Origin of the sequence: Ideonella alba (assembly GCF_018069845.1) — a bacterium.
Lineage (GTDB): Bacteria > Pseudomonadota > Gammaproteobacteria > Burkholderiales > Burkholderiaceae_C > Ideonella > Ideonella alba.
In genome coordinates, this window is the sequence record NZ_JAGQDD010000029.1 from 18,050 (window position 1) to 31,674 (window position 13,625).

The window sequence follows — 13,625 nt, forward strand, 5'->3', positions numbered from 1 at the left end:
CCCGCGGCGCCAACGCCTTCGCCTGTGTTTCCCGACCTGCCCGGCCCCCCGCTCGACACCCGCACGCTGCTGTTCGCCACGGCCATGGTGAGCTTCGTGATGGCCGCCTTCACCGCCAGCGTCGCGCGCTCGATGCCCGAGCAGGCGCGCGGTCTGCGTCTGTGGACACTGGCCAACAGCGCCGCCGGCGTGGCCTTTCTGATGTATTTCCTGCGCGGCCACATCCCCTTCGGCCTGTCCTTCGTGGGCGCCAACGTGGCGGTCACCGCTGTCCCGGCGCTGTTCCTGCATGCCCAGGCCCGGCTGCTGGACGCGCCGCCACGCCGACAATTGAGCCGCTGGGCCGTGGGCCTGGCCACCGTGAGCGTGCTGCCCGCCCTGTTCGACCCGCACCTGGGCTGGCTGGCGGCCGTGGTGGTTTCCGGCGCGATCGCGACGCTGGCAGGCGCCATCGCCCACCTGATGTGGACCGATCCGCAGGCCCGCACCCTGGCGTCCTCGCGCTTTGTGGGTTTGGCGGCCGCATCAGCGGCCGCGGCCGTGGCCTGGCGGGCCGGCAGCAGCGCCTGGCGCGCGCTGCAGGGCATGAGCTACGACATCCATGCCACCGCCCCCGCGCACACGGTGTCGCTGCTGCTGGGCGGGCTGTTCCTGGTGGCCGCCTCGGTCAGCTTCATGTCCACGGTGCACGAACTCAGCCGCCGCGCGATCTCGGAGCGTGCCCGCCGCGACGGCCTGACCGGCGTGCTCACCCGCACCGCCTTCTACGAGGAGGCCCGCCAGCGCCTGGCCGCCCAGCCGGGGGCGCGCTACGCGGTGGCGATGATCGACGTCGACCATTTCAAGCGCATCAACGACGGCCACGGCCACGCCGCCGGCGACCAGGCCATCGTGCACCTGGCCCGCGAGGTCAGTGCCAACGCCCGGGTCGGTGACCTGGTCGGCCGCTACGGGGGCGAGGAGTTCATCGTGCTGCTCGACGGCGCCGACCTGGCCGCCGCCCACCGTTTCGGCCAGCGCCTGGTGGATTCGGTGCGCCAGACCAGCGTGCGCCTGCCCAACGGCCTGTCGCTGAGCTGCACCGTTTCGGCCGGCGTCGCCGAAGGCCTGCCCACGCGCTCGGCGGGCAGCCAGGACCTGGAGCAGACGATCGCGCTGGCCGACGCCGCGCTCTACATCGCCAAGGCCCAGGGCCGCGACCGGGTGCACAGCGCCCTGGAGGCGACCTAGTGTGCTGTCCCGCAGATAACTGCCCTATGGATTCGTTCAGATGGTGATGATCGTGCGTTCGCCGCAACGGGCCCATACCTGGCGGTATGCGCCCGTTGCGGCGGGCGCGCGAGGGCGCCATCTGAATGAACCCCTGCGGGGCGGGTCGAAACGGGGCGATCCGGGCGTTGCCCAACCGGGCAGATACCGCCCGGTATCTGCCCGCTCGTGCGCCTACGGCTCATCCCCGTTTCGACCCGTCCATAGGGCGGTTATCTGCGGGACAGCACACTAGCTACAGACGCGGATCGATCGGCTCGCTTTCCAGCGCGAGCACGCCGAACACGCACTCGTGCACCCGCCGCAGCGGCTCCTGGCGGACGAAGCGCGACAGCGACTCGATGCCCAGCGCGAACTCCCGCAGCGCCAGGTTGCGCTTCGCCGAGACGTTGCGCTCCCTCAGGCGCTCCAGGTGCTCCGGCCGCAGGTACTCGGGGCCGTAGATGATGCGCAGGTACTCGGGGCCACGGCACTTGATCGCCGGCTGCAGCAGGCCCTTGCGACCGCGCGTCACGAAATCGATGGGTTTCACGACCATGCCCTCGCCGCCCTGTGCGGTCAGCGAGCGCCACCACTCGACCGCGGCCGTGCAGGCCGCCTCGTCGTCCAGGTTCACCACCCGGTGCGGGGTGGCGATGATCAGCGCGGGCTGCTCGGCGGCCAGCCGGGCCAGCGTGCGCATGTGCCAGTCGTGGGGCTGGTCCACGAAGGTCCGCCCTTCGGCCGCCAGCAGGTGAAACGGCGCCAGCCGCAGGTCGGCCAGACCGCCCACGTCCCAGCAGTAGCGGCCGTAAGCGTCGCGGTACTGCCTCACCGATGACAGTCGCTCGTCAACGACCCGCTGCAGCGCCTCCACGCTGCGCCCCTGGGCGGCGGCCCGACCGAGCAGGTCCTGCAGGCTGCTCAGCATCTCGCTGCCGGATGCCGCCACCGGCGCGTACTGCGTGCGGATCAGCTCGATGGCCTTGGCCGACCAGGGCATCAGCTCGCCGTCCAGGCACAGCCAGTCGGTGGACAACTCGTCCCACAGGCCCGCGCGCTCGGCAGCCTCGGCCACCTGCGCCAGCAGCGCCTGCTCGATCGCCGTGTCGGCGAAGAAGCGCCGGCCGGTGCGGGTATGGACGATGCCAATGCCCTCGTCCTGGACACCGAAGCGGCGCAGCGCCACCTCGGGACCGCGGCAGACGATGAGCACCGCCCGCGAACCCATGTGCTTCTCTTCGCAGATGACCTGGGCGACACCGTTCTTGCGGTAGTAGGCCAGGGCCTCGGCCGGGTGCTCCAGCAGCGCAGGCTCCGCCGACGTCTCCGCCGGTGACATGGTGGGCGGCAGGTAGATCAGCCAGCGGGGGTCGGCGGCGAAGCGGCTCATGACCTCCAGCGCCGCCGCCGCGTTCTCCTCGCGGACCTGGACGGTGCCGTAGACCTCGGTGGTGATGTAGCGCTTGCCGCCGACATCGTCGATGTCCAGCATGTCATCGGCGGCCAGTTGCGCCGACAGCGGCGGCGCCGCAGCAACGAGCGGCTTCATCGGTGGGTAGTACTCGCGCGCCGCCGTCACGCTGACCAGTTCCTTTTCCGGGTAGCGCAGCGCCGTCAGCTGGCCGCCGAACACGCAACCGGTGTCCAGGCAGATGGTGTTGTTGAGCCACTCCGCCTGCGGCACCGGCGTGTGGCCGTAGACCACCATCGCCTGGCCGCGGTAGGCCTTGGCCCAGGGGTAGCGGACCGGCAGCCCGAACTCATCGGTCTCACCGGTGGTCTCGCCGTACATCGCGAAGGAGCGAACGCGGGCCGACGAGCGGCCCTGCAGTTCCTCGGTGAGCCCGGCGTGGGCGACGACCAGCCGCCCACCATCCAACACGTAGTGGCTGACCAGCCCGTCCAGGAAAGCGGCGATGTCCCGCCGGTCCTGCGCGGACGCGTCGGCCAGCTGCGCCAGCGAGCGCTCCAGCCCGTGCGTGACCTGCACGTCCCTGCCCATCAGGGCCCGGGCCAGCTTCACATCGTGGTTGCCGGCCACGCAGAAACCCGCGCCGGAGGCGACAACACCCTGGACGAAGCGCACCACGCCCGGCGAATCCGGCCCCCGGTCGACCAGATCACCCACGAAGACCAGCTTGCGCCCCTGCGGATGGCGGACCTGCCATCCGCCGTCCTGGCGCGTGTGCGCGTACCCCAGGCGCTGCGTGAGCTGCAGCAGCTCGTCCAGACAGCCATGCACGTCGCCGACGATGTCGAACGGGCCGGTCTCGTCGCGGCGATTGGTCCACAGCCGCGTCCGGCTCACCGTGGCCTGGTCCACCTGCTCGGCCTGCCTCAAGACGTGAACGTACCGGCAGCCTTCGCGTTCCAGCCCGCGCAGCGAACGGCTCAGATCCTGTCGCTGGTGGCGGATGACATGCGCACCGAAGGGCCGGTCGGTGCGCTGCGCGTGCCGCTCCACCAGCACCTGGTCGGGCAGGTCGAACACAATGGCCACACACAGGACGTTGTGCGTCTTGGCCAGCTCGATCCATCCCTGCCGCGACGCCGGCCGCACATTGGTGGCGTCCACCACCGTCAGCCGCCCAAGGCGCAGTCGCTTGGAGACGATCGAGTGCATCAGCTCGAAGGCGTCCTGGGTGACCGATTGGTCGTTCTCGTCGTCGGCCAGCGCCGCGCGGCAGAAGTCCGAGGACACCACCTCGGTGGGCAGGAAGTGGCGGCGGGCAAAGGTGGACTTGCCCGAGCCGGTCGCGCCAACGAGCATGACCAGGCAGAGTTCCGGAATGTCGATCTGCACGGGACACCTGCCTCAGGGTTGAAGGGTGAAGACGGCCATCTGGGTGGGCGCGCCGAGGTGGGCATCCGCATCGCCAATGCCCTCGAAGCGCACCGCATAGCCAAAGCGATCGGCCTGTTGCTGCGCCCAGGCCTGGAACTGGGGTCGCGTCCATTCGAAACGGTGGTCCGGATGCCTCATCCGGCCCGCCGGCAGAGCAGGGAACCGGGCGTTGTAGTCCACGTTCGGCGTGGTCACCACCACCGCCTTCGGCCGGGCGAACTCGAAGACCACGCGCGACAGCATGCCCAGCCGCGGCTCGTCCAGGTGCTCGATCACCTCGACCAGCGTGGCCAGGTCGTATCCGGCGAAGCGGGCATCGCGGTACACCAGCGAGCTGTGCAGCCAGCTCAGCTTGTCCTGCAGCATCTGGGGCTGGCGGTCCAGGTTCAGTCGCTCCCGCGCCAGTTGCAGGCTGCGGTGGGACACATCCATGCCGGTCAGCCGCACCACGCCCTTCATCGGCAACAGCTGCTTGAGCAGCCGCCCCTCGCCGCAGCCCAGGTCGATGACGCTGCTGGCCTGCAGCGACTCCACCACCGCGGCCACGGCCTCCAGCCGCCGCTCGTTGAGCGACAGGCTGCGCTCCAGCCGGTGCTCCTGCTCATCGCCACGGGGCGCGTCGGTGCCGTCCGCGGTGGCGGCATCCTCGGCGGTGCTGCCGTCCGAGACCACCAGGCGGTCGATCGCCAGGTCGGCCAGGCTGCGCCGGTGCTTGAGGTAGCGGCGCACGATGAGGTCGCGCTGCGGATGGGTGCCCAGCCAGGGTTCGCCCCGGGCCAGCAGCTTGTCCACCTCGTCCTCGCCCACCCAGTAGTGCTTGCTGTTGTCCAGCACCGGAATCAGCACATACAGATGCGTCAGTGCCAGGTGCAGCGGCGCGGTCGTCCTCAGCTGCACGCTGAAGTAGGGGCTGGCCCCCCAGGAGGGGGAGCGTTCGTCCAGCGGCAGCTGCCGCGCATCGACCTCGTAGCCCAGCGGTTCGAACAGCGCGCGCAGCAGGCGCTCGCCGCCACGGCACGGCAGGGTCGGCAGCGAGAACACCAGCGGCAGCGGCACACCCACCAGCTCGGGCCGGTCGGCCGAGCGGCCACCCATCGCACTGCCCAGGGTGTCGGCCATCGCCGCGCTCAGCAAGGACGAGGCCGCGTAGGGCCGATCGTTCACGTACTGGTCCATCAGGGCGGCGCTGGCCGACGTCCCCTTGCGGTCCCGCACCAGACCGACCGGGTCGACCTCGACGAACAGGGCCGCGGTACAGCGCTCCTCGCTGACCTCGGGAAAGAAGACATGGGCGACGCCGTAGGACTGGCGGCGCGAATGCACGCGCTCGGGATGCTTGTGCAACAGGTAGCCCAGGTCGGTCGCCGGACGATGGGTCGTCGTGATTGCAAGCAGCATGCTGGCCTCCCCTCTTCTTGTGGGCGCCATTATCAATGCGGTCCTGGGCCATTGCGCCCGACGGGTCGGGCGGAACGTACACTACGCTGCTGATGTCCGGGGAAGGCTGGCCGAGTGGTTTAAGGCACCAGTCTTGAAAACTGGCGAGGGTGCAAGCCCTCCGTGGGTTCGAATCCCACGCCTTCCATAGCGCATGCCCGGCACGGCCCGTCCGCCCACAGGTTCAAGCCCGTCGGCACGCCCGGCGCCACCGACGGAGGGGCCGCGGATCAGGCCAGCTTGAACTGCTGCACGCGCTGCGCCATGCGGCGCGCCTGGTCGGCCAGAGAGGCCGCCGCGGCCGCGGTCTGTTCCACCAGTGCGGCGTTCTGCTGCGTGGCCGAGTCCATCTCCTGGACCGCCGTGGTGCTTTGCCGCACGCCGCCCGCCTGCTCACTGGCGCCGCGCGCGATCTGGCCAAGCAGTTCGTTGATGCGGCGCGACTCCTGCATGATCTGCTCGATCGCCCGGCCGGACTGCGTGACCTTCTCCGAGCCCTTGCTGACCTGTTCCGTGCTGTCGATGACGAGCCGCTTGACCTCCCGCGCCGCTTCAGCCGCGCGTGGGGCCAGGCGGTGGCGCTAGTGGAAGAACAGCCTGGCCTTGATCTGGCAGTCACCGCCGTTCGCATCCTTCTCGCCGCAGCCAAAGGCGAAGTCCTCTTTCCCGAGCAGTCCGCCGACGGAGGCCTCGCCCGTCGAGATGGACGTGCCGCCCAGGATGCAGTGCCCCTCGGAGGGTTTGTCTGAGGCACGCAGCACCTTCAGCATGTTGGCGGGCACCTGATCGACATCAGCGTCTGAGACGTCGCCGAACTCCAGATTGCAGGCAGCCTTGAAGCCGATCAGCTTCTTGCCGCGCGGCGCCGTGACCGTGTCGCGGCACCCCTTGTTGCTGTCCTTCGCCACACATTGCACGCGGGTGGAGACGATCTGACTGGCCTGGCAGGAGGCGTCGATGGAGCGGGCGAGCTCGCCATCGCGGCAGGTGTAGCGGAACCCCGTGCAGAAGGGCTCGCCGTCGCCATTGTGAAAGACGTTCACGAACTCCGAGTCACGGATGAAGTCGGGATAGCCATGGCGGATGAAGCAACCAGCCCGACGCGGGTTCGCGCGCTCAACGACCTCGTTCTCCTTGATGAAGTTCGGCGTATTCACCTCGGGGTGCTTGGCGGTGATTGACCCAGCGATCAGGTCCGGGTGACCAAACGGCTGCCGCGTGGGAAGCGTGATCACCCGGTTCTGCATGACAGCGTTGAAGCGGGCAAGGTCAAAGAACGGATTGGGATCCACGGCATTGGGCGGACAGTTCTTCGCCGGGGTGTCCTGGCCATTGCGAGAACCCACGACGATAGCTGGCAGAAACTTGCCGAACGGGATAGTGAAGACGTTGTTGATCAGGGCGTTGTCTCGGGGCGTTCCCCGTCGCGTCGTGCCGTTTTCGCCGCAATTGCGATAGAGGAAGATGCCACCCTTCGACGAGACGTGGATGTGGTTGTTGACGAAGACGTTCTCGCTCGACGAATCGATCGAAATCGACTCACGCGTCGTGGTCCGGGCCAGGATCCTGTTGCTGCGAAACGTGTTGCGCATGGCCACGTCGTCGAGGTAGATGGCCACGGCCGTGTCGCTGGTCGATCCATTGATCTCGGAATTGATCATCCGGAAGTGGGTGACACCCGCGAACAGGTAGAGCAGGTTGCAGTCGCCCGAGTTGGGTTCGCAGGGCAACCCCAGTCCCGTGATCGTCACGCGATCAAAGAGGACATTGGCCGGCGCGCTGAGCCGGAAACTCCTGACATAGTCTTTGTCAGGCATGTCGAAGCCGGGTGCAACAGAGATGCCCACGGACCCGCGGATCCTGAGATTGCGCAGCGTGACATTCACTGGGCGCGAGCAACGCCCCTCGCCCGTGGGCGTGGTGTGGCAATTGTCCGAAACGATCTGGACCATCTTGGTGGCAAATCCGGACTGGTGGTGGAAGGTGCCCGGGCCGCCATCGATCAACGCACCCTTCACGCCAGCGCCCGTCACGGTCACGCCGGACGCCTTGGCGCCCTTGAAGATCAGTCGCTTGGTGATCACCATGCCCTCAGGCAGGGTGAGCGGGCAGTCGATCTCCACGGACGGTGACGCTGCCGAGGCCTTTTCCCGCAGCGCCGCCATGAGGGCAGCCGCCTTCGAGCGGTCGCACACGGGTTCGGCTGCCGTCTCCGGCCCCAGTTCCAGTTCAGGCGAGAAGCCAGGCTGCAGGAGCGCCGCGGGTCCGGCCAGCGCTGGCAACTGTCCCGCCGCATGGGGGACGGCCCGGGGGGTGTCTGCCGCGCCGGCCGCCAGCGCGAACGCGCCGAGGCCCATCAGCATGAAGAGGGCTTGGCCGTACGAACGCATGGAGGCTCTCCCTGTCGATCGATCAACCTGGCCAGGAATGGCGCCGCCTGCACGGAGTGCATGGAGGGCCGCAGCCCAGGGCTCTCTGGTCGGATCCTGAACGCCCGCCGACCCGGCGGCTAATGTGCGCCCCGAGAGGGCGTCCCGTCAATGCAGACGGCGCACCTGGGCAGCGCAGCGCTCAGCGCCCCGAGCCGGCGCCGTCCCCGCGCCAGCTGACCTGCATCAGGCGGAACTGCTCGGGCACCGGCTGACCGGTCAGCTCGTTCTCGAGCATGCGCAGTTGCAGCAGGCGCCGGCGTGTGCCGGGGTGGGTGGGTGAGTCGATCATCAGGCCCTGGCGCAGCAGCAGCCCCACCGCATCCTCGACCCCCAGCTCCAGCGGCCGCGCCAGGCGGTAGCCCCAGGCGTCGGCCTCGAACTCGTGGCGCCAGCTCAGCGCGCTGCCCTCCTGGCCCAGCACGCCGGCCACCGGGTCGGTCAGTTCGCGGCGCACCGCGGCCGGCACGTGCTGGTGGTACAGGCCCGCCAGCGCGTTCCAGTGGTCCAGTGCCTGGTGGCCCAATTCGTGGGCCAGCATCAGCAGGCGCTCGCGCTCGGGCAGTTCGCCCACGGCCGGGCTGACCGCCACCGCACGGCGGCCGAACAGGCTCTCGGCGTACAGGTCGCCGCCCACCAGCACCAGCTCCACGTCAGCCAATTGGGGCGCCAGGGCCTTCAGGCGCTCGAAACTGGTGCGCAGGTTCTGCACCGACTCGGGGGATGGGTTCAGCGCCGGGCCCCGTTCGGCCAGGCGCTGGGCCTGGGAGCGCAGCAGCACCTGCTCGATCGTCTCCCCGGCCCGGGCCCCGGGCGCTGCCAGGCCGAGCAGCGCGGCCATCACGACGGACATCATGGCGGGCAGGAAAGGACGGGGCATGGGGACCTCCTGGGGTGCAGTCGGCAGCGGCTCACGCATCTTGACCGCTGGTCCAAGACCCTGTTCGCATCAAGTGTGCCAGCCCCCGGCAATCGGCACCGTCGCCTGGCGGCCGGGGAGCGTCCGGGCCCTGCCCGGCGGTCGCCTGCCCGCGCCCGACAGGCTGGCGCGCCGTCTCAGCCTCTCAGGCGATGCAGGTGCGGTTCTTGCCGGTGCGCTTGGCCTCGTAGAGGGCCTCGTCGGCGCGCTCCAGCGCCGCTTCAAGCGCCTCGCCGGGGCGGTAGGCGGTGACGCCGGCGGAGAAGGTCACGAACACCTCCTGGCCGTCGTGCATGAACAGGCTGGCGCTGAGTTCGCGCTGCAGGCGGGTCAGCACCCGGGCGGCCTCGTCCACCGCGGTGCCGGGCAGCAGCACGACGAACTCCTCGCCACCGAAGCGCGCCACGCCATCCACCGGTCGCAGCGAGGCGCGCACGTGCCGCGCCAGCGCCACCAGGGCCTGGTCGCCAGCGGCGTGGCCCAGGCTGTCGTTCAGGCGCTTGAAGTTGTCGATGTCCAGCAGCCCCACGGCCAGCTCGCCACCGTCGCGCTGCAGGCGCGACTGCTCCTGCTCGAACTGGGCCACCAGGCCGCGGCGGTTGGCCACCTGGGTGAGCTGGTCGGTGGCCACCTCGTCGGACAGGCGGCGCAGCTCCTGTTCCAGCTCACGGACCTTGGTCTCCAGCAGCGTGGCGCGTGCATGCTCGTCATGCAGCCGGCCGCGCGTGCTGCTGACCAGGGCGTGGACGCTGCGGCTTTCGTCAACCATCTCGCGCACCACGCCGGCCAGGCTCTCCAGCGAGTCGGCCCGCTCGATCGTCTGGGCGTAGCGCAGCATGCCGTCCTGGAAACGACCGGTGTGCTCGTCGAGCTCACCCAGCTCGGCCAGCATGCGCTGGATCAGGTCCTTCAGCGCCTGGCGCGCCAGGTCGCGTTCGCCGCGCAGGCTGCGCTGGCGCTCGCGGGTGCGTGCCAGCAGGCCGCTGGCGGCCTGCACCGCACGCGCGCTGGGGGCTTCGTCCAGCGTCAGTTGCAGACTCTGCAGCTGGCCCTGGACCCAGCTGTCGTCTTCGGCCAGTTCGGCCAGACCGCCAGCCAGTTCGCGGCTCAGGCGGTGCACCTGGTCCAGCAGGTGGTGGCGGTGCGCCAGCAAACGGCGGGCGCGCTGGCAGGCTTCGCCGATCTCGGCGGCCAGCGCCGGGCTGGGGCCTTCGGCGGCGATGCGGTCGGCCAGACCGGCCAGTTCATCGGCCAGCGCGCGGGCGCGCGGTGAATCGTCGGGCAGGGCCACCAGCAGCGCGCCGTGCAGCGGCTCGACCAGACGCGGCCAGTGGTCGGGCTCGGTGCCCGGACGGGTGGCGTCGGCGGCAGCGGGCTCGCTGCTGTGCGCCACCGGGGGGAGCTCATCGGCCGACGGCGCATCGGCAGCGGTGTCGTCGCCGGCCTCGGCGGGCAGCGGCTCGTCGCTGTCCCAGGCGCTGACCAGCTGACGCAGGCGGTGCAGCAGGCGCGCGCTGTCGCTGCTGGAGGACTCCAGCACGCGCTGCAGGCTGTCCTTCTTGCGCGCCAGCGTCCAGTGCTTGCCGCCGCGCTCCAGGCCGCGTGCCAGGCGCTCGACCAGCTGCGCCCAGGCGCGCGCCTGGGCCAGCGCGCTGTCGCCCTGGCGATCCAGCAGGCGCAGCGCCTCGTCCCATTGCGAGCGACCCAGCGCCCGGCCCAGTTCGGTGCGCGCGGCAGGGTCCTCGCAGGCGCGCGCGGCCAGGCGCTCCATCAGGCCGCGGGCCCGTGGCGGCAGCGTGCCGGCGGCCTCGCCGGACTCCTCGGCCCAGGCCTTGGCGTAGTTCTCGGGGGTGGGTTCCAGCTTGGCCAGGGCCAGGCGGCGCAGCGCGGCCTTGGCGATCTGGGCCGGGGTCAGGGGCTCGGCGGCGGCCATCGGCAGGGGGTCAGGAAGCGCAGTGCGCGGGATCAGGCCGAGACGGTCTGGCCTTCGTCGTCCTCGGGCACCTCGGCCATCGGGGCGAGCTGGAAGTCGCGCAGCCAGGGGCCCAGCGAGGCCCCATCGACCGGCCGGCTGAACAGGTAGCCCTGCATCGTCGTGCAGCCCTGGCGGTGCAGGATGTGGGCCTGGGCCTGGGTCTCGACGCCTTCGGCGATGACGCTCAGCCCCAGCGCGCGCGCCAGCGCGACGATGGTGGTGATGACCGCCTTGCCCTTGTGCGTGACACCCAGGTTCTGCACGAAGGAGCGGTCGATCTTGAGTTCGGAGATGGGCAGCGTGGTCAGGTAGGCCAGCGACGAGTAGCCGGTGCCGAAGTCATCGACCGAGATCCGCACGCCCAGCTCGTTGAGCTCCCGCAGCGTCGGCAGGATGGCGTCGATGTTGGTCATCAGGGTGCCTTCCGTCAGCTCGAGGAGCAGGCGGTCGGGTCGCAGCCCGTGAACCCCGACCGAGCTGGTCACCAGCTCCAGCAGGTCGCTGCGGTGGAACATGCGGCTGGGCATGTTCACCGCGACGCCGCCCAGGTAGCCGTACTCGTCCTGCCAGGCGCGCACCTGGCGGGTGGCCTCGCGCAGCGCCCATTCGGTCATCGGCACGATCAGGCCGGTTTCCTCGGCCAGCGGGATGAAATCGGCCGGCGAGACCAGGCGATCCGGCCGCTGCCAGCGCATCAGCGCCTCGACCCCGACGACGCAGCCCTTGGCCACGTCGATCTTGGGCTGGTAGTACAGGCGCAGCTCGTCGCGCTCGATCGCCTTGTGCAGCGCAGTCTCCAGCTCCAGCATCTCGGGGCCGCGGCCGGCCAGGCTGGGACCGTAGGTGACGCAGTTGTTGCGGCCGGCGGTCTTGGCGGCGTACATCGCCACGTCGGCGTTGCGCATCAGGTCGGTGACGTTCTCGCCGTCGCGCGGGTAGAGTGCGATGCCGATGCTGGCGGTGGCGAAGCACTCCTGGCCCGAGACATACAGCGGCTCGCGCAGCGCATCGAGGATGCGGCGGCCGACCCGCTCGGCATCGGACACGTCATGGACCTCGGGCAGCAGCGCCACGAACTCGTCGCCGCCCAGCCGGGCCACGCCCTCGAGCTGGCGGTGCGAGCGGTTGCCCACGGTCTCGACCACCACCAGGTCATTGAACTGGTCGCAGTGGCGCACGCAGGCGCGCAGGCGGGCCGAGACCTCGATCAGCAACTCGTCGCCGGCAAAGTGGCCCAGGGTGTCGTTGATGTTCTTGAACCGGTCCAGGTCGATCATCAGCAGCGCCACCAGGTGGCCGCGGTCGCGGGCCACCTCGAGCGCACGCTCGGCGCGGATCATCAGCTGGCGGCGGTTGGGCAGCGTGGTCAGCGCGTCGGTGCTGGCCAGGCGGCGGATGCTGTCCTCGGCATGCCGGCGGTCGGTCACGTCCTGGACGATGCCGCGGTAGCCGATGCACTGGCCCAGGTCGCCGAACTCGGGTTCGGCCTCGACGTGGATCACCCGGTCGCGCCCGTCCGGCAGGTGCATCGGGATGTCGTTGGCGATGACATTGACGTTGCGCAGCACCAGGCGCAGCTGGCGGAACAACGCCACCCGGTCGGCGGTGTCCAGCATGTGCAGGATCTCGCGCAGCGACAGGTGTTCCTCGGGGCCGTAGCCGAACACCCGCAAGGCCTGCTCGGACAGCTCCAGGCCGCTGCCCAGCGGCAGGTCGGGGCTGTACCACCAGTCGAAGCTGCCCATGCGCGCCAGGTACTGGGCGCGGGCGAGGTTGGACTTGCTGCGCTCCAACTCGCGGTTGGTGCGGGCGGTGCGCAGCATGTAGTGCAGCCGCTGGGTCAGCAGGCTCCACTGGTTGGACTTGACGAAGAAATCGGTGGCCCCCGCCTGGAACGCACGCTGCACCGAGGCGTCGTCCTCCAGGCCGGTCAGCATCAGCACCGGGACATGCTCGAAGCCGTAGTAGCTGCGCATCTCGCGGCAGGTGTCGAAGCCGTCCAGGCCCGGCATGATCGCGTCGAGCACGACCAGGTCGGGCACCCAGCCGCTGACCATGCGCAAAGCGTCATTGCCATTGGTGGCCTCGACGATGTCGAACTCGGCCGACAGCGCGGCGCGCGTCAGCATCAGGTTGACCTCGTCGTCGTCGACCAGCAGCACCCGCGGCCGGTCCGGCGGGTGGATGCCGGGGATCTGATGGCGCTGGCTCACCGCGCGGCCTCCGCAGCCAAGGTCCATTCGACGCGGCGACGAATCCCCTCGGCATCAGCGGCCAGCACGGCCAGCCTCTGGTCCATGCCGGGGCTGTCCAGGCCGTGGGCGACCAGATCGCGCTCGATCTCGGCGCACAGCTGGCCGAAGGGCTCGGCACCGATCTGCAGCGAGGAGGACTTCAGCGAGTGGACCACCATGCGCAACGCCGCGGTGTCACCGCGACCGCGGGCGGCCTGGATCTCGGGCAGGTAGCGGTCGAGCGAGCCGAGGTAGGTCTTGAGCACGCGCAGCACGAACATCGAGCCGCCGGCCGGATCGAGCGACCGCAGCACCGCCAGCGCCTCGTGGCGCAACGGGGGCGCGCTTGCGGCATCCAGGGCTGCGGACAAAGGGGGCAAGGAGGTCGACATCAGCGGGCAATATACATGGCAAGCATGCGTCCAGCCCGGGCCCGGGTCAACCTGGAAATGGGCGGCCTGACGGTCGTTTTACGCAGGACCGGACCGGGCAGCGGACTGTCAGCGCCTCACGCAGGCTCTTTACAATCGGTCGC

The 13,625-nt window shown here is 70.0% G+C and carries 9 protein-coding genes and 1 tRNA gene; 2 read left to right on the top strand and 8 right to left on the bottom strand.

What is annotated here, in order from left to right:
- Window positions 1-24 precede the first annotated feature (24 nt).
- Entirely contained in the window at window positions 25-1,230 is a 1,206-nt protein-coding gene (locus KAK03_RS25490; RefSeq protein ID WP_210857107.1) for a GGDEF domain-containing protein, read from the top strand.
- Window positions 1,231-1,504: 274 nt separating this feature from the next.
- On the opposite strand, the gene KAK03_RS23445 is transcribed toward KAK03_RS25490, so the two are convergent.
- Entirely contained in the window at window positions 1,505-4,054 is a 2,550-nt protein-coding gene (locus KAK03_RS23445) for a polynucleotide kinase-phosphatase (RefSeq protein ID WP_210857108.1), read from the bottom strand.
- 12 nt (window positions 4,055-4,066) lie between these two features.
- On the bottom strand, window positions 4,067-5,494 hold the full coding sequence (locus tag KAK03_RS23450) for a 3' terminal RNA ribose 2'-O-methyltransferase Hen1 (protein ID WP_210857109.1): 1,428 nt from the start codon (window positions 5,492-5,494) through the stop codon (window positions 4,067-4,069).
- A 100-nt stretch (window positions 5,495-5,594) separates the two neighbouring features.
- Here KAK03_RS23450 and KAK03_RS23455 point away from each other — a divergent pair.
- Window positions 5,595-5,681, top strand: a tRNA-Ser gene (locus tag KAK03_RS23455).
- Window positions 5,682-5,763: 82 nt separating this feature from the next.
- Here the strand turns inward: KAK03_RS23455 and KAK03_RS23460 are convergent.
- The 6 genes from KAK03_RS23460 to KAK03_RS23485 all read right to left on the bottom strand — a co-directional run bounded on the left by KAK03_RS23460 (window position 5,764) and on the right by KAK03_RS23485 (window position 13,482).
- Window positions 5,764-6,105, bottom strand: coding sequence for a methyl-accepting chemotaxis protein (locus KAK03_RS23460; RefSeq protein ID WP_210857125.1), 342 nt, complete (start codon window positions 6,103-6,105; stop codon window positions 5,764-5,766).
- Between the two features lie 9 nt (window positions 6,106-6,114).
- A complete protein-coding gene (locus KAK03_RS23465; protein ID WP_210857110.1) occupies window positions 6,115-7,923 on the bottom strand; it encodes a hypothetical protein in 1,809 nt (602 codons plus the stop codon).
- Between the two features lie 181 nt (window positions 7,924-8,104).
- Window positions 8,105-8,842, bottom strand: coding sequence for a M48 family metalloprotease (locus tag KAK03_RS23470; RefSeq protein ID WP_210857111.1), 738 nt, complete (start codon window positions 8,840-8,842; stop codon window positions 8,105-8,107).
- A 184-nt stretch (window positions 8,843-9,026) separates the two neighbouring features.
- The gene (locus tag KAK03_RS23475) at window positions 9,027-10,814 is read right to left on the bottom strand and encodes a GGDEF domain-containing protein (protein WP_210857112.1); all 1,788 of its coding nucleotides are present in this window, start codon (window positions 10,812-10,814) and stop codon (window positions 9,027-9,029) included.
- Window positions 10,815-10,846: 32 nt separating this feature from the next.
- Window positions 10,847-13,069 (bottom strand): putative bifunctional diguanylate cyclase/phosphodiesterase, encoded by a 2,223-nt coding sequence (locus tag KAK03_RS23480; RefSeq protein ID WP_310738718.1) that lies wholly within the window; start codon window positions 13,067-13,069, stop codon window positions 10,847-10,849.
- Window positions 13,066-13,482 (bottom strand): Hpt domain-containing protein, encoded by a 417-nt coding sequence (locus KAK03_RS23485; protein ID WP_210857114.1) that lies wholly within the window; start codon window positions 13,480-13,482, stop codon window positions 13,066-13,068. Before KAK03_RS23485 ends, KAK03_RS23480 begins: the two co-directional genes overlap by 4 nt.
- Window positions 13,483-13,625 lie beyond the last annotated feature (143 nt).